The organism is Pseudomonas sp., from assembly GCF_030690725.1.
Taxonomy (GTDB): Bacteria; Pseudomonadota; Gammaproteobacteria; order Pseudomonadales; family Pseudomonadaceae; genus Aquipseudomonas.
On record NZ_JAUYGD010000034.1, the window covers coordinates 103,694 to 122,852 of the forward strand.

18 protein-coding genes are annotated in these 19,159 nt (G+C 63.1%); 5 read left to right on the top strand and 13 right to left on the bottom strand.

The features are described 5' to 3' along the window. Positions 1–33 precede the first annotated feature (33 nt). On the top strand, positions 34–1,095 hold the full coding sequence (locus Q8O69_RS08185) for a hypothetical protein (protein WP_305591133.1): 1,062 nt from the start codon (positions 34–36) through the stop codon (positions 1,093–1,095). A gap of 74 nt (positions 1,096–1,169) precedes the next feature. Beyond that, positions 1,170–1,574 carry a hypothetical protein gene (locus Q8O69_RS08190; protein ID WP_305591135.1) on the top strand — a complete coding sequence of 135 codons (405 nt, stop codon included), beginning with the start codon at positions 1,170–1,172 and terminating at the stop codon, positions 1,572–1,574. Positions 1,575–1,661: 87 nt separating this feature from the next. Here the strand turns inward: Q8O69_RS08190 and Q8O69_RS08195 are convergent, their stop codons facing one another. From Q8O69_RS08195 to Q8O69_RS08215, 5 genes are all read right to left on the bottom strand, one after another. Beyond that, positions 1,662–3,017, bottom strand: a complete 1,356-nt coding sequence (locus tag Q8O69_RS08195; protein WP_305591137.1) for an 8-oxoguanine deaminase — start codon at positions 3,015–3,017, stop codon at positions 1,662–1,664. A 314-nt stretch (positions 3,018–3,331) separates the two neighbouring features. Next, a complete protein-coding gene (locus Q8O69_RS08200) occupies positions 3,332–3,787 on the bottom strand; it encodes a GNAT family N-acetyltransferase (RefSeq protein WP_305591139.1) in 456 nt (151 codons plus the stop codon). An 88-nt stretch (positions 3,788–3,875) separates the two neighbouring features. After that, complete coding sequence (locus Q8O69_RS08205) at positions 3,876–4,271, bottom strand: hypothetical protein (RefSeq protein WP_305591140.1); 396 nt, start codon at positions 4,269–4,271, stop codon at positions 3,876–3,878. Between the two features lie 102 nt (positions 4,272–4,373). Next, on the bottom strand, positions 4,374–5,360 hold the full coding sequence (locus Q8O69_RS08210; protein ID WP_371136076.1) for an asparaginase: 987 nt from the start codon (positions 5,358–5,360) through the stop codon (positions 4,374–4,376). A gap of 89 nt (positions 5,361–5,449) precedes the next feature. After that, a complete protein-coding gene (locus Q8O69_RS08215) occupies positions 5,450–6,892 on the bottom strand; it encodes a sodium:alanine symporter family protein (RefSeq protein ID WP_305591142.1) in 1,443 nt (480 codons plus the stop codon). Positions 6,893–7,044: 152 nt separating this feature from the next. Between Q8O69_RS08215 and Q8O69_RS08220 the strand changes: the two genes are divergently transcribed. Further along, entirely contained in the window at positions 7,045–7,863 is an 819-nt protein-coding gene (locus tag Q8O69_RS08220) for a helix-turn-helix transcriptional regulator (protein WP_305591144.1), read from the top strand. An 82-nt stretch (positions 7,864–7,945) separates the two neighbouring features. Here Q8O69_RS08220 and Q8O69_RS08225 read toward each other — a convergent pair whose 3' ends face one another. From Q8O69_RS08225 to Q8O69_RS08235, 3 genes are read right to left on the bottom strand one after another with little or no spacing between them, the layout of a single operon-like run. Beyond that, entirely contained in the window at positions 7,946–8,617 is a 672-nt protein-coding gene (locus Q8O69_RS08225) for a GNAT family N-acetyltransferase (RefSeq protein WP_305591146.1), read from the bottom strand. After that, the gene (locus Q8O69_RS08230; protein WP_305591148.1) at positions 8,617–9,060 is read right to left on the bottom strand and encodes a GNAT family N-acetyltransferase; all 444 of its coding nucleotides are present in this window, start codon (positions 9,058–9,060) and stop codon (positions 8,617–8,619) included. The genes Q8O69_RS08225 and Q8O69_RS08230 overlap by 1 nt, the downstream gene beginning before the upstream one ends. Further along, a complete protein-coding gene (locus Q8O69_RS08235; protein WP_305591150.1) occupies positions 9,057–9,707 on the bottom strand; it encodes an FMN-binding negative transcriptional regulator in 651 nt (216 codons plus the stop codon). Before Q8O69_RS08235 ends, Q8O69_RS08230 begins: the two co-directional genes overlap by 4 nt. 91 nt (positions 9,708–9,798) lie before the next feature. Between Q8O69_RS08235 and Q8O69_RS08240 the strand changes: the two genes are divergently transcribed. Next, positions 9,799–11,280 carry a PLP-dependent aminotransferase family protein gene (locus Q8O69_RS08240; protein ID WP_305591152.1) on the top strand — a complete coding sequence of 494 codons (1,482 nt, stop codon included), beginning with the start codon at positions 9,799–9,801 and terminating at the stop codon, positions 11,278–11,280. A 149-nt stretch (positions 11,281–11,429) separates the two neighbouring features. Here the strand turns inward: Q8O69_RS08240 and Q8O69_RS08245 are convergent, their stop codons facing one another. The 3 genes from Q8O69_RS08245 to Q8O69_RS08255 all read right to left on the bottom strand — a co-directional run bounded on the left by Q8O69_RS08245 (position 11,430) and on the right by Q8O69_RS08255 (position 15,350). Continuing rightward, a complete protein-coding gene (locus Q8O69_RS08245) occupies positions 11,430–12,215 on the bottom strand; it encodes an ABC transporter substrate-binding protein (RefSeq protein ID WP_305591154.1) in 786 nt (261 codons plus the stop codon). Positions 12,216–12,509: 294 nt separating this feature from the next. Beyond that, complete coding sequence (locus tag Q8O69_RS08250) at positions 12,510–13,763, bottom strand: dicarboxylate/amino acid:cation symporter (protein ID WP_305591156.1); 1,254 nt, start codon at positions 13,761–13,763, stop codon at positions 12,510–12,512. A 159-nt stretch (positions 13,764–13,922) separates the two neighbouring features. Continuing rightward, positions 13,923–15,350 (bottom strand): aspartate ammonia-lyase, encoded by a 1,428-nt coding sequence (locus Q8O69_RS08255; protein ID WP_305591158.1) that lies wholly within the window; start codon positions 15,348–15,350, stop codon positions 13,923–13,925. 246 nt (positions 15,351–15,596) lie between these two features. On the opposite strand from Q8O69_RS08255, the gene Q8O69_RS08260 reads away from it, so the two are divergent. Continuing rightward, entirely contained in the window at positions 15,597–16,502 is a 906-nt protein-coding gene (locus Q8O69_RS08260) for a LysR substrate-binding domain-containing protein (protein WP_275960146.1), read from the top strand. An 80-nt stretch (positions 16,503–16,582) separates the two neighbouring features. Here Q8O69_RS08260 and Q8O69_RS08265 read toward each other — a convergent pair whose 3' ends face one another. Further along, the gene (locus Q8O69_RS08265) at positions 16,583–17,701 is read right to left on the bottom strand and encodes a polyamine ABC transporter substrate-binding protein (protein WP_305591161.1); all 1,119 of its coding nucleotides are present in this window, start codon (positions 17,699–17,701) and stop codon (positions 16,583–16,585) included. A 131-nt stretch (positions 17,702–17,832) separates the two neighbouring features. Continuing rightward, complete coding sequence (locus Q8O69_RS08270; RefSeq protein WP_305591163.1) at positions 17,833–18,867, bottom strand: histone deacetylase family protein; 1,035 nt, start codon at positions 18,865–18,867, stop codon at positions 17,833–17,835. Positions 18,868–19,159 lie beyond the last annotated feature (292 nt).

Genomic DNA, 19,159 nt, shown 5'->3' on the forward strand with positions numbered 1-19,159 from the left:
CACTCCATTTAGATAACTGCAAGGATTACAGTCATGAATTGGAATCGTACGTTTACCGATCTTCTGCGCGCCGGCCGTCCTGCTTACTGGGGCAATTGGACCCTCGACCCCAAGTTCAAGGTCGGTGCCGTCGGTATTGTTTCTCCGGATAGCGGGGATTTCACCTTGGTGCAGGAAGCCACGCCGGGCATCGCCATCAGCAGCCGTGGTGTGCCTAACCAGTGGAAGCTTTCTTCCAGCAACGTCAAACGCAGCCAGGCCAACGTCAACCTGGATGGTTCGGCCACTGATCCGGAGAGCGGCACCAAAATCACCGCCGGCACGGAAATCACCTGGGAGTTCGCCAATGTCGGCTCGATGGCCTCGGAGTTCGGCATTTCCAGCGAGAGCTTTATCAGTGACCTCACCGTGCTGAGCAAGCCGGAAACCCTGAGCTGGATGGCCCAGCAGGCGTCCGCAGTGAGCATGGGTAGCAGCGGCAATATCGCTCAGGGTTTCGGTGTGGTCACCAGCGTGATCTACGCCAACAGCGGCCTGAATATCGGCTCTCAGGACAACAGCTCGTCCTTTTCCATCAGCGGCTCGGCCGGTGCTGTGCAGGACATGCTGGCCGGCGCCAATGGCAAAGGCTCGTATGTCTCCTCCAAGGAGACCAAGCAGATCGACCAGCATCTTTGGCCCACCACCCCGAATAGCCTGGCCAATGGCTCGGTGCCGATTGCTTACACCTTCGCCTCTTACGACGGCAACCTGCTGATCCCCAACTGGATTACCCGCCTGGGTGCGCTGCAGATCCTGTTCAACAACAAACCGGGCTGCACCTATATCACCGATATCAAGCTGAGCTACGACACCCCACAAGGGCCGCAGCACGAGTCGTTCTCGTTGAGCGGTGGCCTGTCCAAGACCATCGGCAATATCCCGCTGAGTGCCACCAACATCGCCGCCGAGATCAGCTTCAAAGGTGTGATCAACAGCGACAAGTACAGCTTCAAGTGGCCGAACCCGCTTGGCCAGTGGCTGACCGGCCAGCGCGAGATCGAGATGACCGGCGTCTGGCCGGGTCAGACCCACGCCAACGATATCGCGATGTGACATCGGCTGGGGCCAGGGCAGGCGTCCAGGCCCTAGCATTAATCGACTCGCTTAGCCCATGGAGGGCAGCAACCATGCAAAATTTCCTCAATAGCCACAAAAATATCGCCGCCTGCATCCTGCTTGCCGCGCTGTGCGCTGGCAGCGTATCGCCGGCGCAGGCCGAAGACGTTGCCAAGGGTGTACTGATCGTGCGCGGCGGCGGCGCCAACACGAACGCTAACTACGACAAGGAAGACCAGGACAGTAATGGCCGGTTGCGTCAGGTCTCCGCCCTGTGTGCCAGCAGCGGCAGCCAGACGGCTGCCGCCCTGGTGGTCACGGATACCACCCGCGTCTGGGGCGCTTATATGAGCGGCAACACCACCACCGTGATCAACTTCGGTGGCCATGTGGTCAAGGACCCACTGCGCGGTAACCCCAACCACTGCCTGATCAATGGCCTGACGTTGAGTCAGATCAAGGGCATGTGGCACTGATCTGCGCGATAAAAAAGACCGGCTCTAGGGCCGGTCTTTTATTGCCTGGCATTTGGCACCTGGCAGCGCGGTGGAATAGTCGGCGTTTTAGCCGGCGATCAGCTCCTTGGCTGCTTGGCGGTGATCGGCGATCAGCTTGGCCACATCCAGGCCTTCGATCTGCCCGTCGATCACCCGCCACTGGCCGCCAATCATCATCCGGTCGGCCTTGTCGGCGCCGCACAGCAGCAGCGCGGAAATCGGGTCGTGGCTGCCGGAGAAGCGCAACTCATCCAGCTTGAAGAAGGCCATGTCCGCTTGCTTGCCCACGGCCAGCTCGCCGATATCGCTGCGCCCCAGCAGTTTGGCCGAACCCTTGCTGGCCCAGCCCAACACCAATTCCGGGGTGATCTTCTCGGCACCGTAGCGCAGGCGCTGGATATACAAAGCCTGGCGCGCTTCGAGGATCATGTTCGAGGCATCGTTGGAGGCCGAGCCATCCACGCCGAGGCCGATCGGCGCGCCGGCGGCTTCCAGATCAAGGGTCGGACAGATGCCCGAGGCCAGGCGCATATTCGAGCTTGGGCAATGGCAGATACCGGTGCCGGCCTGGCCCAGGCGGGCGATTTCATCCGGGTTGAAGTGGATGCCGTGGGCCAGCCAGGTGCGCGAGCTGAGCCAGCCGACGCTGTCCAGGTAATCCACGGTACGCAGGCCGAAGCGCTGCAGGCAGAAGTCTTCTTCGTCGAGAGTTTCCGCCAGGTGGGTGTGCAGGCGCACGTCCAGCTCCTCGGCCAGCTCGGCGCTCTGGCGCATGATTTCCTGGGTCACCGAGAACGGCGAGCAGGGCGCCAGGGCGATCTGCACCTGCGCACCATCGCCGCGTTGGTGGTAGTCATGGATCAGCCGTTGGCTGTCGGCCAGGATCACTTCGCCCTGTTGTACGGTCTGTTGCGGTGGCAGGCCGCCGTCGGCTTCGCCCAGGCTCATCGAGCCACGGGTGAGCATGGCGCGCATGCCCAATTCGCGCACGGCTTCGACCTGCACGTCGATGGCGTTTTCCAGGCCGCCGGGGAACAGGTAATGGTGGTCCGCCGCGGTGCTGCAACCGGACAGCAACAGTTCAGCCAGGGCCACTTTACTGGCCAGGGCGAGTTTCTCAGGGGTCAGGCGCGCCCATACCGGGTAGAGGGTTTTCAGCCAGGGAAACAACGGCTGATTGACCACCGGGCCCCAGGCGCGGGTCAGGGTTTGGTAGAAGTGGTGGTGGGTGTTGATCAGGCCCGGCAGCACCACATGCTCACGGGCATCGAAGGTGCGATTGCAGGGTTGGCTCGGCTGTTGGCCGGCCTTGAGCAGTTCGCTGATCACACCGTCTTCGATCACCAGCCCGCCGGCGGCGTCGAGGGTGTTGGCGGTGAAGATGGCGAGGGGGTTTTTGATCCAGATACGTGTAGCAGCCATTGAGTTGGCTCCTCTGAAGTTGGGTTCAGGTTAGCCAGCTCAGTGTTTACCCTGTCTGCTGATCCAGGTGCGCGGCCGGCGCAGGTGGCCGGGCGTGGCGCAGAAGATAGCGCCGTAATTGGCCTGCGGCAAGAGTGCAGGGTGGAATTTCTGACCAGAAGGTCAGCTGGCGAAGAGCCTGTTTATGATATCGCGAGCTAGAGCCATGCAAGGCAAAAACAGGCGAGGAAGCGGAGTTTACGAGCTGTAAATGAGCATTCCGAGCCTGTTTTTAACGCAGCAGGGCCGACGCGCAGCAGATCATAAACAGGCTCTCAGAACAGCTTGCGGTACTGGATAAAGCCCGAGCGTTCAGCGATGCGCTCATACAGCAGCATGGCCTTGCTGTTGCTCTCGTGGGTCAGCCAGTAGGTGCGCGAACAGCCTTGAGCCTGAGCCTCGCGGTAGACGTGTTCGATCAGCTGACGGCCGGCGCCGCTGCTGCGGATATCCTTGGCGATAAACAGGTCCTGCAGGTAGCAGTAGTCGCCAGGGGTCCAGGTCGAGCGGTGGTAGATCCAGTGCACCAGGCCAATCGCCTGGCCGTCATGCCAGGCTAGCGCGGCGTGCATCGGCTCGGCCGGGTCGAGAAAGCGCTGCCAGGTGATGTCGCTGGTCGCGGCGGCTATCTCGGTCATATAGAAGCGTTGATAGCCCTGCCACAGGGGCAGCCAGACGGCATGGTCGGCGCTGGTGACCGGACGGATCTCGACGGGAATGCGCACGGGCATGGCGGCAACCTCCTTGGCGTCAGTAGCTGGGTGATAGGCATTGCAAACAGGGTAGATGGTTTGACCCTGTTTGCCGCCATTCACTCCATTAGCGTGTGGCGCGGTAATCCTGGATCAGCATCCCCAGGTCTTCACGCGAGCATTCGGCCGGCAGATGGCTGCTCAGGTCGTAGCAACGCTGACCGAAGCCCATGGGCCAGTAAATGATGCTGTAGGGCGGCCAGAAGATCGACACCACGCGAAAGCGCGTGCGCAGCTTGCCTTCGCTCAGGGTTTCGCCGGTGACACTGGTCAGCCGATACGGCACGCCCGCTGTGCGGTTCCAGAAGAACGGACGGGTTTTCACCAGGCCTTGCGGGTGCTGTTCGGTGCGCTGGTTGACGCTGATGGTGCTGTGCTCGGGCAGCTTGAAGTAGGCCTTGGTGGAGCAGCCGGTGATGGCCAGCGCGAGCAGCAGAAACGTGACGAGGCGAAGCGACGACATGCAGGTACGTCCTTGTAAGTCGGTGGTTGAGTGGTCTGTAGGTTGGCGAGCGGACTCGCCGGGGGCGCGACTATAGCGACTTGTACGTCGGCAAGCAGCTACTTATTCGGCCCGTTCACCACACAGATCCAAGGCAAACCAGTGCTCCACCTCGGCTTGGCTCAGGCCGGCACCGAGCAGGGCAAACAGCTTGCCCAGGGCCGCTTCGCGGGTCATGCCGCCGGCGGAAATCAGCCCAGCGCTGGCCAGTTGGCTGCCGGCGGCGTACACGCCGAATTCGACATGGCCGTGCGGGCACTGGCTGATTGCGGCCATTACCACGCCGCGCTCATGCGCAGCCTTGAGCACGCCGAGCAGTTCGGCGTCGTCCGCAGGGCCCGTGCCGCTGCCGTAGCACTCCAGCAGCAGGCCTTGCACGCCGCTGTCGAGCACGGCGTGCAGGTGGCTGGCCTGGATGCCGGGATAGAACGGCAGCACGGCCAGGTTGACCGGCTTGCGCGGCTGGCGGTATTCGATGCTGACCGGGATGCTCTCGGCGCGGGCACTTTGGCGCTTGCGCGGCAGCACGTGGAAAGCATCGAAGGCATCACTGCGCAGCTTGCTGACCCGCGCGCCATGCAGCAGCGCGCCATTGAAATACAGGTGCACGCCTGGGGTGACGCCAGCCTGCAGCGCGCGCATGGCGCCGAACAGGTTGCCCCAGGCGTCACTGCCCTCGGCGCCGGCCGGCAGCATCGAGCCGCTGAGGATTACCGGTACCGGCAAGCCCAGCAGCAGAAAGCTCAGGGCGGCGGCGCTGTAGGCCAGGGTGTCGGTGCCGTGCAGCAGCAGCACGCCATCGCAACCGTCTTGCTCGATGCCGGCGCGAATCGCCGCGACCATCGCCAGCCAGTTGCTCTGGTTCATATTGGCGCTGTCGATGGGCGGCAGCAGCTCGCGGAAGGTCCATTGCGGCAGTGGCTGGGACTCCAGCACTTGCTGGCGGCGCAGGCGTGCATCGAAGCCGGACGCCGGGGCCAGGCCCGTGGCGCTCATTTGCATACCGATGGTGCCACCGGTGTAGAGCACCAGAAGTTTTTCACAACCCATCAGGGGGTCTCCGTACTTTCATTGTTCTTATAAGAAAACAGGGGGCCAAGCCCCCTGTTTATTACAGCTAATGCAGCTTTAGCAGCGACTTAGCGCTGATGCACGCTGTTGCCGATTTCCGCATGGTTGGCCGGGGCGTTTTGCGCCGCGTTAGGCCAGGCAGCTGGGTCGAGGTCCAGGTCAGCGAAGTTCTTCGCATCGAATACTGGCGACTCTATGCCGGCCTTGATCTGGTTGTCGTAGTCGCGCATCAGGCGCAGGCCGACCTTGAACAGCAGCACCAGAGCAATCAGGTTGGCAATTGCCAGCAGGCCCATGGTCACGTCGGCGAAGGCGAACACGGTGCCCAGATCCTGTACCGAACCCCAGAGTACCAGAGCCACTACCAGCACGCGGTAGACCACTACCGGTGCGCGCTTCTTGCTGAAGAAGCCCAGGGCGTTTTCACCCAGGTAGTAGTTGTAGATCAGGGTGGTGAACACGAACAGCAGCAGTGCGACGGTAACGAACACCCGGCCCCACTCACCGACTACGCTGGCGACGGCGGTCTGGGTCAGCACGACGCCGGCCATTTCGGTGCCTGGCTGATACACGCCCGACAGCAGGATGATCAGTGCGGTGCTGCTGCACAGGATGATTGTGTCGATAAATACGCTGAGCGACTGCACGATGCCCTGGGCTACCGGGTGCTTGACCTCAGCAACGGCGGCGACGTTCGGTGCACTGCCGAGGCCCGCTTCGTTGGAGAACAGGCCGCGCTTCACGCCCATCAGGATGGCCGCGCCAATACCACCGGCAAACGCAGGCTCTAGACCGAACGCGCTCTTGAAGATCAGCACCAGGGTCGCCGGGACGGCGTCGATGTTGCTGCCGATCACGAACAGCGCCATGGCAATGTAGGAGAAGGCCATCACTGGCACCAGCACGTCAGCGAACTTGGCGATGCGCTTGATGCCGCCGAAGATGATCAGGCCGATCACCACGGTGAGGATCAGGCCGCTGACATAGGTCGGCAGACCGAAGGTGTCATGCATCGAGCTGGCCACGGTGTAGGACTGCACGGCGTTGAAGCCGAAGCCGAACGTCACCAGCAGCAGGATCGACACCACAATGCCCAACCAGCGCTGGCCGAGGCCGTGCTGGATGTAGAAGGCCGGGCCACCGCGGTAGGTGCCGTCGTCTTCACGGCGCTTGTACAGCTGCGCCAGGGAACACTCGAAGTAGCTGGTGGCCATGCCGACCAGGGCTACGACCCACATCCAGAAGATCGCGCCCGGGCCACCGAGCATGATTGCCACCGACACACCGGCGATGTTGCCGGCACCGACGCGGCCGGCTACCGAGAGCATCAGCGCTTGGAACGAGCTGAGCTGGCCCGGCTGACGCTGAAAGGCCTCACTGAAGATGCGGAACATGCTGCCGAAGTAGCGAAACTGGACGAAACGCGAGGCGATGGTGAAGTACAGACCAAGGCCGATCAGCATCACGATCAGCAGCTTGCTCCAGATCAGGTCGTTGAGAATATCGAGCATGGCAGTGAGGTCTCTCTTGTTGTTTTGTGAAGGAAATATGGGCGGGGCCGAATGGTTGAGCAGACGCGGCTGTGGTGCAATTTCGCGGATGGCGGCGAACTGACGCGAGTTGATGCTAGAATCGCGCCGCTCGCATCACCAGGAAAACCGCCATGTCCGACCATCTAGGCCCCAATCTAAAGCTGTTGTGTGGCCATTACCGGTCAATCGCCGAGGTTTGCCGCAAGCTCGCGATCAATCGCGCCCAGTTCAATAAATACCTGAGCGGACAGAGCCGACCAACGGCCTACAACCTCAAGCGCATCTGCGACTTTTTCGGCGTTGAGGCCTACGAGCTGAGCTTGCCCGCCGAGCAGTTTGCTGACCTGATTGGCGCGCGCACGCCGGGCCAGGATGCCGGTGCGCGCAGCGACGCGCTGATGGAATTGCTCAAGCCGCTGCGCGCGCATGCCGGCAACCTGTCGCGCTATTGCGGCTACTACTTCGAATACTCCAACTGCATGTCGGTGCCGGGCACCGTGCTGTTGTCGCTGGTGCAGCTGTGGGAGGAAGACGGCGACTTTCTGTTCGAGCGCCAGGAGCGTCAGGAGCGTTCCGCCAGCGCCGACGTGCAGGGTGAGGATTGGGTGCGCTGCCGTTATCTGGGCGCCGCGTTCCAGCTGCAGGATCGGCTGTTTCTGATGGACTACGAATCGCTGACCCTCAACGAGATGAGCCAGACCATCCTCATCCCCAGCTACAAGAGCCGTATTACCCGCCTGAATGGCCTGAAAACCGGCGTCTCCAGCGGTGACCGGCGCAGCCCCGCCTGCACCCGTGTGGTCTGGGAATACCTGGGCACCGAAATCAACCGCATCAGCGCCTACCGCCAGGTACGCCTGTATCGCCCGGATGATCCGCGCATCGACGACGATGTGCGCCAGCGCCTGTCGGTGGGCCCGCTAAAGAACGGCCTGTTCGAGATCGAATAAGCGATACGGGTGGCCCAAGCCGCATACGCGTCGAGGCCGGGCGCAGCGTTGGGCTTCGCTGCGCTCAACGCCAACCTACTGTTTATTTCCTCGTATCTTCCAGGCGCTGTTTCTGTTGTCCGTTGGCGTTGAAGTTATCCGCCGCCAGCCAGCGCTGGAAAGCCTCGCGTACTGCCGGCCAGTCGCCGTCGATGATGGCGAACCAGGCGGTGTCGCGGTTGCGGCCTTTGCGCACCATATGTTGGCGAAACAGCCCTTCGGCAGTGAAACCGAAGCGTTCGGCGGCGCGCATCGAGCGGGCGTTGGCGGCATCGCACTTCCATTCCAGACGGCGGTAACCGAGGTCGTCGAAGGCGTGTCGGGCCAGCAGGTAGACCGCCTCGGTGGCGCCGGGTGTGCGCTGCATGGGCGCACCGAAGGCGACATGGCCGATCTCGATACAACCGTCCTGCGGCGTGATGCGCAGGTAACTGAACAGCCCCAGGGCTTTTCCGCTGGCATTGTCGAGCACTGCGTAGAACAGCGGGTCGCGGCTGCTGGCGTTGCCGGCCAACCAGGTATCGAACTCGGCCCGTACGTTGAACGGGCCGTAGGGCAGGTAGTCCCACAGTGCCGGGTCCGGTCCCTGCAGCGCGGCCCACAGGTCATCGCCGTGGTGTGCGCTGTCGAGGGGCGCCAGGTGGACGAAACGTCCAGGCAGTTCACGCTGATCGGGTGCCGGACGCGGCTGCCAGTGAGTGAGGTCGATGGTCATCAGAAGAGCTTCCTGTATTGGATAAAACCCGAGCGTTCGGCGATGCGGTCGTAGAGCTGACGGCCGGGGTAGTTGGTTTCCTGGGTCAGCCAATGCACGCGGCTGCAGCCGGCTGCCTGGGCCTGGGCATAGACGTGTTCGATCAGCAGCCGGCCGATGCCGCCGCCGCGCTGATCGGCGCCGACAAATAGATCCTGCAGGTAGCAGCTGTGTTCCACCGACCAATTAGTGCGGTGGAAGATCCACTGCACCAGTCCCACGGCCTGGCCGTCGCGCCAGGCGAGGGCGGCATGGGTGGGTTCGCTTGGGTCGAGAAAGCGCTGCCAGGTCATGGCGCTGACCTCGGCGGGCAGCTCGCTTTGGTAGAAGTGCAGATAGCCCCGCCACAGCGGTAGCCAGGCGGCGTGATCAGCGCTGCTGACGGGACGAATTTCAATGCTCATGGCGCTTCCTTGGCTAGGTGTTGGGTATTGATTTGTGCGGCCAGTGCGCGGTCGCGCGGGTCATGGCTGGCGTGCAGGCCCTCGCGCACGCCGGTTTGGTCGGCCTGGCTGCGGTTCTGCCCGAGCTTCCATTTGCCCTCCAGGCGTTCGATGGGCAAGGCGAAGCCGACGATGGCGCGCAACATACTGTCGATGTACTCGCGCGGTGCATCGCTGACTGCCCAGGGTTGCGGGCGCTCGGCTTCATGCAGCGTGCTGAGGCGGCTGACCAGCTGCAGCAGGCGCTCGGCGTCATCGAACACTTCGGCGCGGCCATGGGCCTGCACGCTGATGTAGTTCCAGGTCGGCACCACCTTGCCGTGCTCGGCCTTGGCGGCGTACCAGGACGGGCTGATATAGGCCTCCGCTCCTTGGAAAATCACCAGCGCCGGGCTGCCTTCGGCGAGGTCACGCCACTGCGGGTTGGCGCGGGCAAAGTGACCGTACAACGTGCCGTAGGGGCCTTCGCCTGCTTCCAGCAGCAGCGGAAGATTGCTGGCGAGCAGGCCCTGGTTACCGTGGCTGACCAGCGTCGGCAGGCGCGTGGCGTGCATCTGCTGGTGCAGCGTGGCGAGGTCGTCCTGGCGGAAGGCGGCGGGCGTGTACATGGGCGGGCTCCTGAGCTGGTGAAGCCATACTAGGCAGCGTATTGGTCTGTTGTAAGATCCACTTTCTGCGACTTTTATGGAGCCAATCGCTATGGCCATTTCGTCCGCTGCGCCGCTGCCGGTCGATCTCTCTGGCATCCAGCTCGACCCACAGCAGGGGTTGGCGCGTCAGCTGTATCAGGCGCTGCGTGAGCGCATCCTCGATGGTCGTCTGCAACGCCGCACGCGCTTGCCGGCCAGCCGCGATCTGGCCAGCCTGCTGGGCATCTCGCGCAACACCGTGACCCGCGCCTTCGATCAGCTGTATGCCGAGGGTTATATCGAAGGGCGGATCGGGGCCGGCACTTATGTGGCCGAGTTGAGCGGGGCGACGCGGCCGGCTCCAGCGCCTCCAGTGCAACCGTCCGGCAGCCCGCAGAGTGCGGCTTTGCAGCTATTGCAGAGCCATCATCTGAACCCGCCATTAAGCGGCGCGCCACGGGCGTTTCGCGTTGGCGTGCCGGCCTTTGATCTGTTTCCCTTCGAGACCTGGGCGCGCCTGTCCGCGCGCTTCTGGCGCAAACCATCGCCGGCGCGGCTGGGCTATGGCGACCCGGCCGGTGATTGGCAGCTGCGCGAGTTGATCGCCGCCTACCTGCGCAACAGCCGTGGCCTGCATTGCGACCCGGCGCAGATCGTCGTAACCAATGGCGCGCAGCAGGCCATCAGCCTGTGCGCGCAACTGCTGGTTACCCCTGGCGCACGGGTGGCCGTGGAAAACCCCGGCTACCGCGCCGCCGGCCATGCCCTGGCGATAGCTGGAGCGCAGCTGTGCGGCGTGGCGGTGGATGATGAAGGCATGAACACCGCTGCGTTGGAACAGGTCGAAGGGTGCCGGCTGGTTTACCTGACGCCATCGCACCAATACCCGACCGGCGTCACCCTGTCGCTGGCGCGGCGTCTGCAGCTGCTGGAATGGGCCGAGCGCAATGATGGCCTGATCATCGAGGACGATTACGACGGCGAGTACCGCTACAGCGGCACGCCGCTGGCGCCCTTGGCCGCTCTCGACCGCCAGGGCCGGGTGCTGTATGTCGGCACCTTCTGCAAGATTGCCTTTCCGGCGTTGCGTCTGGGTTATCTGGTATTGCCGCCAGCCCTGGCCGAAGCCTTCGCCCAACGCCGCGCCCTGGATATGCGCCATTCGGAAATCGGCACCCAGGCGGTGATGGCCGAATTTATCGCCGCCGGGCATTTTCAACGGCATATCCGCCGTATGCGCACGGCCGCCCGCAGTCGTCGCGACGCGCTGCTGGCCGGTTGGCCCGAGTCGGTGCCGGGCTGCGCGCCGTTGCCGGTGGTGGAGGCCGGGTTGCATCTGTGCGTGCGGGTCGACAGCCTGGCCCGCGAGCGTGCGCTGATCAGCGCCGCCGCACGGGTTGGGGTGGAGATAAGTGCGCTCAGTAGCTACTGGCTACCCGACAGCAGCACCCCAGAAGACCAGCGCGCCGGGCTGGTGCTGGGTTTTGCCGCGGTGCCCGAAGCGCAAATCGCCGAGGCCCTGCAGGCATTGCGCAAGGCCTGGCAGCTTTAGCCGTGCGAGGTGCTCAGGCGTAGGATGGGTGGTAACCCATCAACTGGCTGCTGGCTGATGGGTTACCACCCATCCTACGGGCTCAAATCCCGAACCAATGCCGCTTGCCTGGCAAGGGCAGCGCAGGACTGGTCTTAAGTGAACGGCATTCAACACAGCTCGGGATTTTTCGCGCAGCTGCCGTAGCCTTCGCTGCGCATCTGTTCCAGGGCTGCCTGCAGGCGCTCGATCACTTCGTCCGGGGTGTCCTTGTTTAGCGCCAGGTACAGCTGCGAGGTTTCGAAGCTGAGCACGGTTTGCAGATCATCGGCGCCCTGCTCTTTGGCGTACACGCGCCACACCGGGTCGGAGGTGGCCCATAGGTCGATCTGTCCGCGTTGCAGCTTGCGGATATTTTCCTGGTCGCGCAGGGCGTTTTGCGGGGTGAAACCCAGGCGCTCCAGATGCTGGCTGACCGCCGCGCTCTGGTAGGCGCCGATGCGGTAGGCCTTGGCCTGTTCCAGAGTGCTCAGTTGCGGGTGGCTGCCTTTACGGCCGACCAGCACGCTCTGGTACTGGGCGATAGGCCCGACCCACTTGAACAGCGGCTTGCGCGCCTCGCTCATGGAGGTAGAGAACAGGCCGTGGTTGGCGGTGGTCATGGTCTGTTGGTAGATGCGGTCCCAGGGGAAGCGCAGGGTCAGGCTGTAGTCGATGCCGGCGCGCTTGAACATCTCGCGCACGGTATCGGCACTGACGCCCTGGATCTGCGCATCGCGGGCGAAATTCTTGCCGTGCTCGGCCATGTTGAACGGCGGGAAGTTTTCCGTCAGCAGCACCATCTTGTAATCGGGCGGCAAGGCGGCCTGACTCAGGGGGCTGAACAGTAGGCTCAGCAGCAGAGCGGCCAGGCCGTTGCCAGGTTTGTTCCACAGGTGTTGAAGAAGCTGCAGCATGGGTTTCTGCCTTTTTATTGTTGTCTGGGAGTGGCATCGCCAGCCGCCCTGGTGAGGCGAGGCTGGCGGATGCCACGGCTGTTGCTATCAGGAAGCCCGCTTGGTCAGCGCGGTGGCGAAGGGGTGTATGCCGACACAGGACGTCGTCACGACGCTGACCAGGCGGGCTGTTCGGTGCCAGGGGCGCAGGGGTTGCCTGCTGCCGCCTGTTGTTGCGTGACTAAGCGGTGATGTCGGTAAACGCTCAGCCGCTGTAGTCACTGGCATCGGGTTGCCTTGCTCAGTCCGCAGCTATTACTGCGCGTTGTCGCTGTTGTAGATCTCGCGATCCAGCTCCTTCTCGCTGCTGCCAACCAAGGTGGTGGTCATCAGGTCGCCGGCGACGTTGACCGTGGTGCGCGCCATATCGAGGATGCGGTCGATACCGGCAATCAGCGCCACGCCTTCCAGCGGCAGGCCGACCGAGGTCAGCACCAGGCCGAGCATGATCAACCCGGCGCCAGGTACACCGGCGGTGCCGATCGAGGCCAGGGTGGCGGTGAGGATGATCATCAGATACTGGCCGGCATTCAGGTCGACGCCGAAGGCCTGGGCGATAAACAGCGCCAGTACGCCCTGATAAATGGCGGTGCCGTCCATATTGATGGTCGCGCCCACCGGCAGCACGAAACCGGCCACGCCCTGGGACACGCCGAGGTTCTTGCGCGCACATTCAATCGACACCGGCAGGGTGCCGGCGCTGCTTGAAGTACTGAAGGCCACGGCCAATGCCGGCGCCACGCCCTTGAAGAAGCGCAGCGGGCTAAGCCGCGCGAGCAAGCCCAGCAGGCCGCCATACACCAGCAGCATATGGGTGATGCTGGCCAGGTAGATCACCCCGATCACGCCGGCCAGCGGCAGCAGCACTTCGATGCCGTGGGAGGCCACTACGCCGGCGATCAGCGCAAATACGCCGATGGGCGCGCAGCGCATCACCAGGTCGGTGAGCTTGTAGAACACCTCGGCCAGGCTGTCGAACAGCTTGACTGCCGGCGCGGCTTTTTCGCCGATCAGGTTCATGCTCACGCCCAGGGCGATGGCGAACACGATGATCTGCAGGATATTGCCTTCGGCGAAGGCGGCCACCGGATTGGTCGGTACCAGGCCCACCAGAATCTGCACCAGCGACGGCGCCTGCTTGGTTTCCTGCACGCCGCTGGCCACCATATTCATCCCTTCACCCGGGGTGAACAGGGCGCCGAACAGCAGGCCGATACTCACCGCAAAGGCGGTGGTGATCAGGTAGATGGCGATGGTCTTGACGCTGATGCGGCCGAGTTTGGCGCTGTCGCTCATGGCCGTGATACCGGCCACCAGTGAGACGAACACCAGTGGCACGATCAGCATCTTGATTGCATTGAGGAACAGCGTGCCGATGGGCGCCAGCACCAGGGCGTCGGCCTTGAACAGCACGCCGGTCAGTACGCCAAGGCCGAGGCCGATAAGGATTTGTTGCCACAGCGGCATGCGCCGCAAAAAGCTTAGGGAAGAAGTACTGCTCTGACTCATGGTTATCACCCGGATTATCGTTTTTGTGGGGCCGTCTGTGCGGCCTTGAGCGGTGCCGCCCGGCAGGCGAGGGCGGAAAACCAGTTACCCAGATGCTGGGCGCTGGTTACAAAAAACGCGCCGTTCCTGGCGGATACGGCGCGTGTGGTGCTCTGTGGGTCAGCCCGGTAGCAGGGGTACCAGGCGTGGCGCGATCATGTTCTCGGGGCGCAGGATGTCGGCCAGTTCGGCGTCACCCAGCAGTTTCTCTTCGCGCACCAGCTCCAGTACGCCGCGGCCCGTTTCCAGCGCCACCTTGGCAATGCGCGTGGCGTTTTCGTAGCCGATATAGGGGTTGAGTGCGGTGATCAGGCCGATGGAGTTTTCCATCAGTTCACGGCAGCGCGCTTCGTTGGCGGTGATGCCGTCGATGCACAGCTCGCGCAGCATATCCATGGCGCGGGTCAGCAGGCGGATCGAGTCGAATATCTTGTAGGCGATCAGTGGCTCCATCACGTTCAGCTGCAGCTGGCCGCCTTCGGCTGCCATGGTCAGCGCCAGGTCGTTGCCAATCACTTCAAAGGCCACCTGGTTGACCGCTTCCGGGATTACCGGGTTGACCTTGCCGGGCATGATCGAGCTGCCTGGCTGGCGCGGCGGCAGATTGATTTCATTGATGCCGGTGCGTGGGCCGCTGGAGAGCAGGCGCAGGTCGTTGCACATCTTCGACAGCTTCACTGCGGTGCGCTTGAGCATGCCGGAGAACAGTACAAAGGCGCCCATGTCACTGGTGGCTTCGATCAGGTCGGCGGCCGGGGTCAGCGGCTGGCCGCTGATGATCGCCAGGCGCTTGACCGCCAGCAGCTGGTACTGCGGGTCAGCGTTGATGCCGGTGCCAATCGCGGTGCCGCCCAGGTTCACTTCGGTGAGCAGGGTCGGGGCGAGCAGCTTGAGGTGCTGCAGGTCTTCACCCAAGGTGGTGGCGAAGGCGCGGAATTCCTGGCCGAGGGTCATCGGCACGGCGTCCTGCAGTTGGGTGCGGCCCATCTTCAGTACGTGGCCGAACTCCAGCTGCTTTTTAGCGAGCGACTGGATCAGCTTGTCCAGGGCAGTGAGCAGGCTGTCGTGGCCGAGCAGCAGGCCGAGGCGGATGGCGGTGGGGTAGGCGTCGTTGGTCGACTGCGCCATGTTCACGTCGTTGTTCGGGTGCAGCTGCTTGTAGTCACCTTTCTCGAAGCCCATGGCTTCGAGGGCAATATTGGCGATGACTTCGTTGGCATTCATGTTGGTCGAGGTGCCGGCCCCGCCCTGGATCATGTCGACCACGAACTGGTCGTGAAACTCACCCTGAATGATGCGTGCGCAGGCGGTGCTGATTGCCGTGTGCTTGGCGGCGGACAGGTGGCCCAGCTCGCGGTTGGCGTCGGCAGCGGCCTGCTTGACCATGGCCAGGGCAACCACCAGTTTCGGGTAGTGCGACAGCGTCACGCCGGACAGGCGGAAGTTCTGCACGGCGCGCAGGGTCTGGATGCCGTAATAGGCGTCAGCAGGAACGTCGAGGGTGCCGAGCAGGTCTTTTTCGAGGCGAGTAGATGCAGCAGGGGACATGATCAAGGTCATCTCAGGAAATACGGCATATGCCGCGATGGCCCGTAGGTTAGGGGCTGCAGCTTGATGCTGGCCAATGCTGTTAAGCGCTGGGTCATGCATAATCGGCATAACCTTGGCGTGACCGCGATGTGGTAGCAAACGTAGACGTAGGGTGGATGACGCTTTACCCATCCACCACAAGCGAATGCCGGCTGGGTGGTGGATGAAAAGAGCGTCATCCACCCTACAAAAACAGGAGTGACGATGAACCTTGAAAGCAAATGGCTGGAAGACTTTGTCACCCTGGCCGCCACTCGCAGTTTTTCCCAGGCGGCGCAAAAGCGCTTTGTCACCCAGCCGGCGTTTAGTCGGCGGATTCGCAGCCTGGAGAACATGCTCGGCCTGACCCTGGTCAACCGCGCCTGCACACCCATCGAGCTGACTGAATCCGGCCAGCTGTTTCTGGTCACGGCGCGGAGCATGGTCGAGCAGCTCGGCGAGGTGGTGCGTCACCTGCATAACCTTGAAGGCCAGCAGGGCGAGGTGATGCAGATTGCCGCCGCGCACTCGCTGACCCTGGGGTTTTTCCCCGAATGGATCGCCCGCCTGCGCCGCGAGGGTCTGCCGTTGACCACCCGTCTGGTGGCGACCAACGTCGGCGAAGCGGTGCATGCGCTGCGCGAAGGCGCCTGCGACCTGATCCTCGCCTACTACGACCCCGACGCTGCGTTGCAGATGGACCCGGAAATCTTCCCCTCGCTGCACCTGGGCCGCACGGAAATGCTCCCGGTGTGCGCGGTGGGCGAAGACGGCGCGCCGCTGTTCGACCTCAATAGCGGCCAGAGTGTGCCGCTGCTGGCCTACAGTGCGGGGGCGTTTCTCGGTCGCTCGGTCAACCTGCTGCTACGCCAACGGGCGTTGCGCTCGACCACGGTGTACGAAACGGCGATGGCCGACAGCCTGAAAAGCATGGCCTTGCAGGGCATGGGCGTGGCCTGGGTGCCACGGCTGAGCGTGACCGCTGAACTGGCTCGAGGCGAGCTGGTGGTGTGCGGCGATGAGCAGTGGCAAGCGCCGCTGGAAATCCGCCTGTACCGCTGCGCCCTGGTGCGCAAGGCTTCGGTGCGCTTGCTCTGGCGCAAACTGGAAAGCGGCGAGGTCGGCCGCTGAGCGTAGGAGCGGGCCATGCCCGCGATATTGTGGTTTCGCGGGCTTGGCCCGCTCCTACGGAATAGGCATCCTGCGTTGCTTCAGGTACCCGACTTGATGGTGTTCCACACCCGCGTACGTACGCGTTCGATCTTCTGCGGCAGCGGTTGCAGCACGTAGAGGGTTTTCTGCGCTTCGGCGGTTGGGGTCAGGCCGGGGTTGTCGCGGATTTCTGCGCCCACCAGCGGCATGCCGTCTTTGTTTGGGTTGGGGTAACCGAGAAAATCGCTGATCGGTGCCACCACTGCTGGTTCGAGCAGGTTGTTGAGGAGCTCATGGGCTTCGGTGACGTTCTTCGCGCTTTTCGGGATGGCGAAGGAGTCGTACCACAGCGGCGCGCCTTCCTTCGGCAGGCGCCAGTCGACCACCACGCCGTTGCCGGCTTCCTTGGCGCGGTTGGCGAACTGGTAGAAGCTGCCCGAGTAACCGATGGCCACGCAGATGTCGCCGTTGGCGATATCGGTCATGTACTTGGCGGAGTGGAAGTAGGCGATGTGGGGGCGAATTTTCAGCATCAGCGCGCTGGCTTTCTCGTAGTCCTCGGGTTTGGTGCTGTTGGGGTCGAGGCCCAGGTAGTGCAGGGCGATGGGCAGGATATCGCCGGGCGAATCAAGCATGGCCACGCCGCACTGCTTGAGCTTGCTGATGTTCTCTTCCTTGAAGATCAGGTCCCAGCTGTCCACTGGCGCATCGGCGCCGAGCACGGCCTTGACCTTGTCCGGGTTAAAGCCGATCAGCACGGTGCCGTACATGTAGGGCACGGCGTATTGGTTGCCGGGGTCGTTGGCGGTCATCAGCTGCAGCAGACCGGGGTCGAGGTGCTGCCAATTCGGTAGCTTGCTCTTGTCGAGTTTCTGGAACACCCCGGCCTTGATCTGGGTGTCGAGGAAGGTGTTGGTCGGCACCACCAGGTCATAGCCGGAGTTGCCGGTCAGCAGCTTGGCTTCCAGCGCTTCGTTGGTGTCGAACACATCCCAGGTCAGCTTGATGCCGCTTTTTTCCTGAAACTCCTTGGGCACCGAGGGCAGCATATAGTCGGCCCAGTTGTACACGCGCAGTTCGCGCGGCTTCTCGGGCGTTTGTGCCTGGGCTTGGCCAAGGCCGCTGAGTAAGGCACCGACGCAGAGTGTGGTGGCCAGGTTACGGGTGAGTCTGTTCATCAGGGTCACTCCAGTTTTGTTGTCATTCTTGTGTCGTGCCAGAAGTCACGGGGCGTAGGGTGGATGGCGCTTTATCCATCCACCACAGGTATGTGGCGCGCTAGCGGTGGACGAAAACAGCGTCGTCCACCCTACGGAGTGCCCGCCTCGAACCCCTCCAGCACGTTGACCGCGTTGACGCCGATGGCCTCCACCGCATAACCGCCTTCCATCACAAACAGCGTCGGCAGGCCGAGTGCGGCGATGCGTTTGCCCATGGCCAGGTAATCTGGGCTGTCGAGCTTGAACTGGGAAATCGGGTCGTCCTTGAAGGTGTCCACGCCCAGCGACACCACAATCACTTCGGCGCCGTATTCGGCGATGCGTTGGCAGGCTTCATCCAGTGCTGCGCTCCACACTTCCCAGGGGCTGCCCATGGCCAATGGGTAGTTGAAGTTGCAGCCTTCGCCGGCACCCTCGCCGCGTTCATCGGTATAGCCGAGAAAGAACGGGAACTCGTCGGCGGGGTCGCCGTGGATCGAGGCGAACAGCACGTCATTGCGGGTGTAGAAGATGTCCTGGGTGCCGTTACCGTGGTGGTAATCGACATCGAGGATTGCCACGCGCTGCTTGCCCTGGTCGAGAAACGCCTGGGCGGCGATGGCGGCGTTGTTCAGGTAGCAGTAGCCGCCCATCAGCTCGCCAGCGGCGTGATGGCCCGGCGGGCGGCACAGGGCGAAGGCGCTATGGGCGCCGCCCGCAATTGCTTGCTGGGCGCTTAGCGCCACCTGCGCGGCACTGTAAGCCGCTTGCCAGGTGCCAGCGGTAATCGGCGCACCGCCATCGAAGCTGTAGTAACCGAGCTGGCCGTGCAAATCCCTGGGGATGACCGCGCGCAGGGTCCGCGCCGGCCAGGTAAAGGGCAGCAGATCGCCGCTGCCGTTCTGCGCCTGCCAGCGCTCCCAGGCACCCTTGAAGAAGTCCAGATACGCGCCGCTGTGGATGCGCTCAATCGGCGCAAGGCCGAAGTCCTGCGGCGGGCGCACATCGCCGAGCTGGCGATCCTTGACGCGTTGGAGGATATGGTCGGCGCGTTGTGGCTTCTCGAAACAGGGCATCAGCTGGCCGTCGATCAGCTCGCAGCTGCCGTGGTGCAGGTGATGGTCGTCGCTGTAAAAGGTCAGCATGCAGGTGGCTCCCAGGCTTGTTGTTCTGGCAGCCATTGTTCGCCCGTATGGCGCTGCGAAAGAACGCTGACAACGGCCAAAAGGGGATCGAAATGGCCAAAAAAATCGCCGGGAGCGATTTTTAACGTCGCGCAGCGATGGCCCGCAGGGTGGCTGCCAGGGATGGCAGCCATAAATTGCGCGACCGCCTTGGCATTTCGTAGGAGGCGCTTTAGCGGCGAGCTTTTAAAAGCGGTTGTCGCGGATACGACTGCAGGGATGCAGGAGGTAGCGCCGCGCCGGCTCCCGGCCG

Bases quoted from the DNA above. Each gene is read 5' to 3' on its own strand.
- Q8O69_RS08185 (WP_305591133.1), top strand. From the start codon at position 34: ATGAATTGGAATCGTACGTTTACCGATCTTCTGCGCGCCGGCCGTCCT.
- Q8O69_RS08190 (WP_305591135.1), top strand. From the start codon at position 1,170: ATGCAAAATTTCCTCAATAGCCACAAAAATATCGCCGCCTGCATCCTG.
- Q8O69_RS08195 (WP_305591137.1), bottom strand. From the start codon at position 3,017: ATGGCTGCTACACGTATCTGGATCAAAAACCCCCTCGCCATCTTCACC.
- Q8O69_RS08200 (WP_305591139.1), bottom strand. From the start codon at position 3,787: ATGCCCGTGCGCATTCCCGTCGAGATCCGTCCGGTCACCAGCGCCGAC.
- Q8O69_RS08205 (WP_305591140.1), bottom strand. From the start codon at position 4,271: ATGTCGTCGCTTCGCCTCGTCACGTTTCTGCTGCTCGCGCTGGCCATC.
- Q8O69_RS08210 (WP_371136076.1), bottom strand. From the start codon at position 5,360: ATGGGTTGTGAAAAACTTCTGGTGCTCTACACCGGTGGCACCATCGGT.
- Q8O69_RS08215 (WP_305591142.1), bottom strand. From the start codon at position 6,892: ATGCTCGATATTCTCAACGACCTGATCTGGAGCAAGCTGCTGATCGTG.
- Q8O69_RS08220 (WP_305591144.1), top strand. From the start codon at position 7,045: ATGTCCGACCATCTAGGCCCCAATCTAAAGCTGTTGTGTGGCCATTAC.
- Q8O69_RS08225 (WP_305591146.1), bottom strand. From the start codon at position 8,617: ATGACCATCGACCTCACTCACTGGCAGCCGCGTCCGGCACCCGATCAG.
- Q8O69_RS08230 (WP_305591148.1), bottom strand. From the start codon at position 9,060: ATGAGCATTGAAATTCGTCCCGTCAGCAGCGCTGATCACGCCGCCTGG.
- Q8O69_RS08235 (WP_305591150.1), bottom strand. From the start codon at position 9,707: ATGTACACGCCCGCCGCCTTCCGCCAGGACGACCTCGCCACGCTGCAC.
- Q8O69_RS08240 (WP_305591152.1), top strand. From the start codon at position 9,799: ATGGCCATTTCGTCCGCTGCGCCGCTGCCGGTCGATCTCTCTGGCATC.
- Q8O69_RS08245 (WP_305591154.1), bottom strand. From the start codon at position 12,215: ATGCTGCAGCTTCTTCAACACCTGTGGAACAAACCTGGCAACGGCCTG.
- Q8O69_RS08250 (WP_305591156.1), bottom strand. From the start codon at position 13,763: ATGAGTCAGAGCAGTACTTCTTCCCTAAGCTTTTTGCGGCGCATGCCG.
- Q8O69_RS08255 (WP_305591158.1), bottom strand. From the start codon at position 15,350: ATGTCCCCTGCTGCATCTACTCGCCTCGAAAAAGACCTGCTCGGCACC.
- Q8O69_RS08260 (WP_275960146.1), top strand. From the start codon at position 15,597: ATGAACCTTGAAAGCAAATGGCTGGAAGACTTTGTCACCCTGGCCGCC.
- Q8O69_RS08265 (WP_305591161.1), bottom strand. From the start codon at position 17,701: ATGAACAGACTCACCCGTAACCTGGCCACCACACTCTGCGTCGGTGCC.
- Q8O69_RS08270 (WP_305591163.1), bottom strand. From the start codon at position 18,867: ATGCTGACCTTTTACAGCGACGACCATCACCTGCACCACGGCAGCTGC.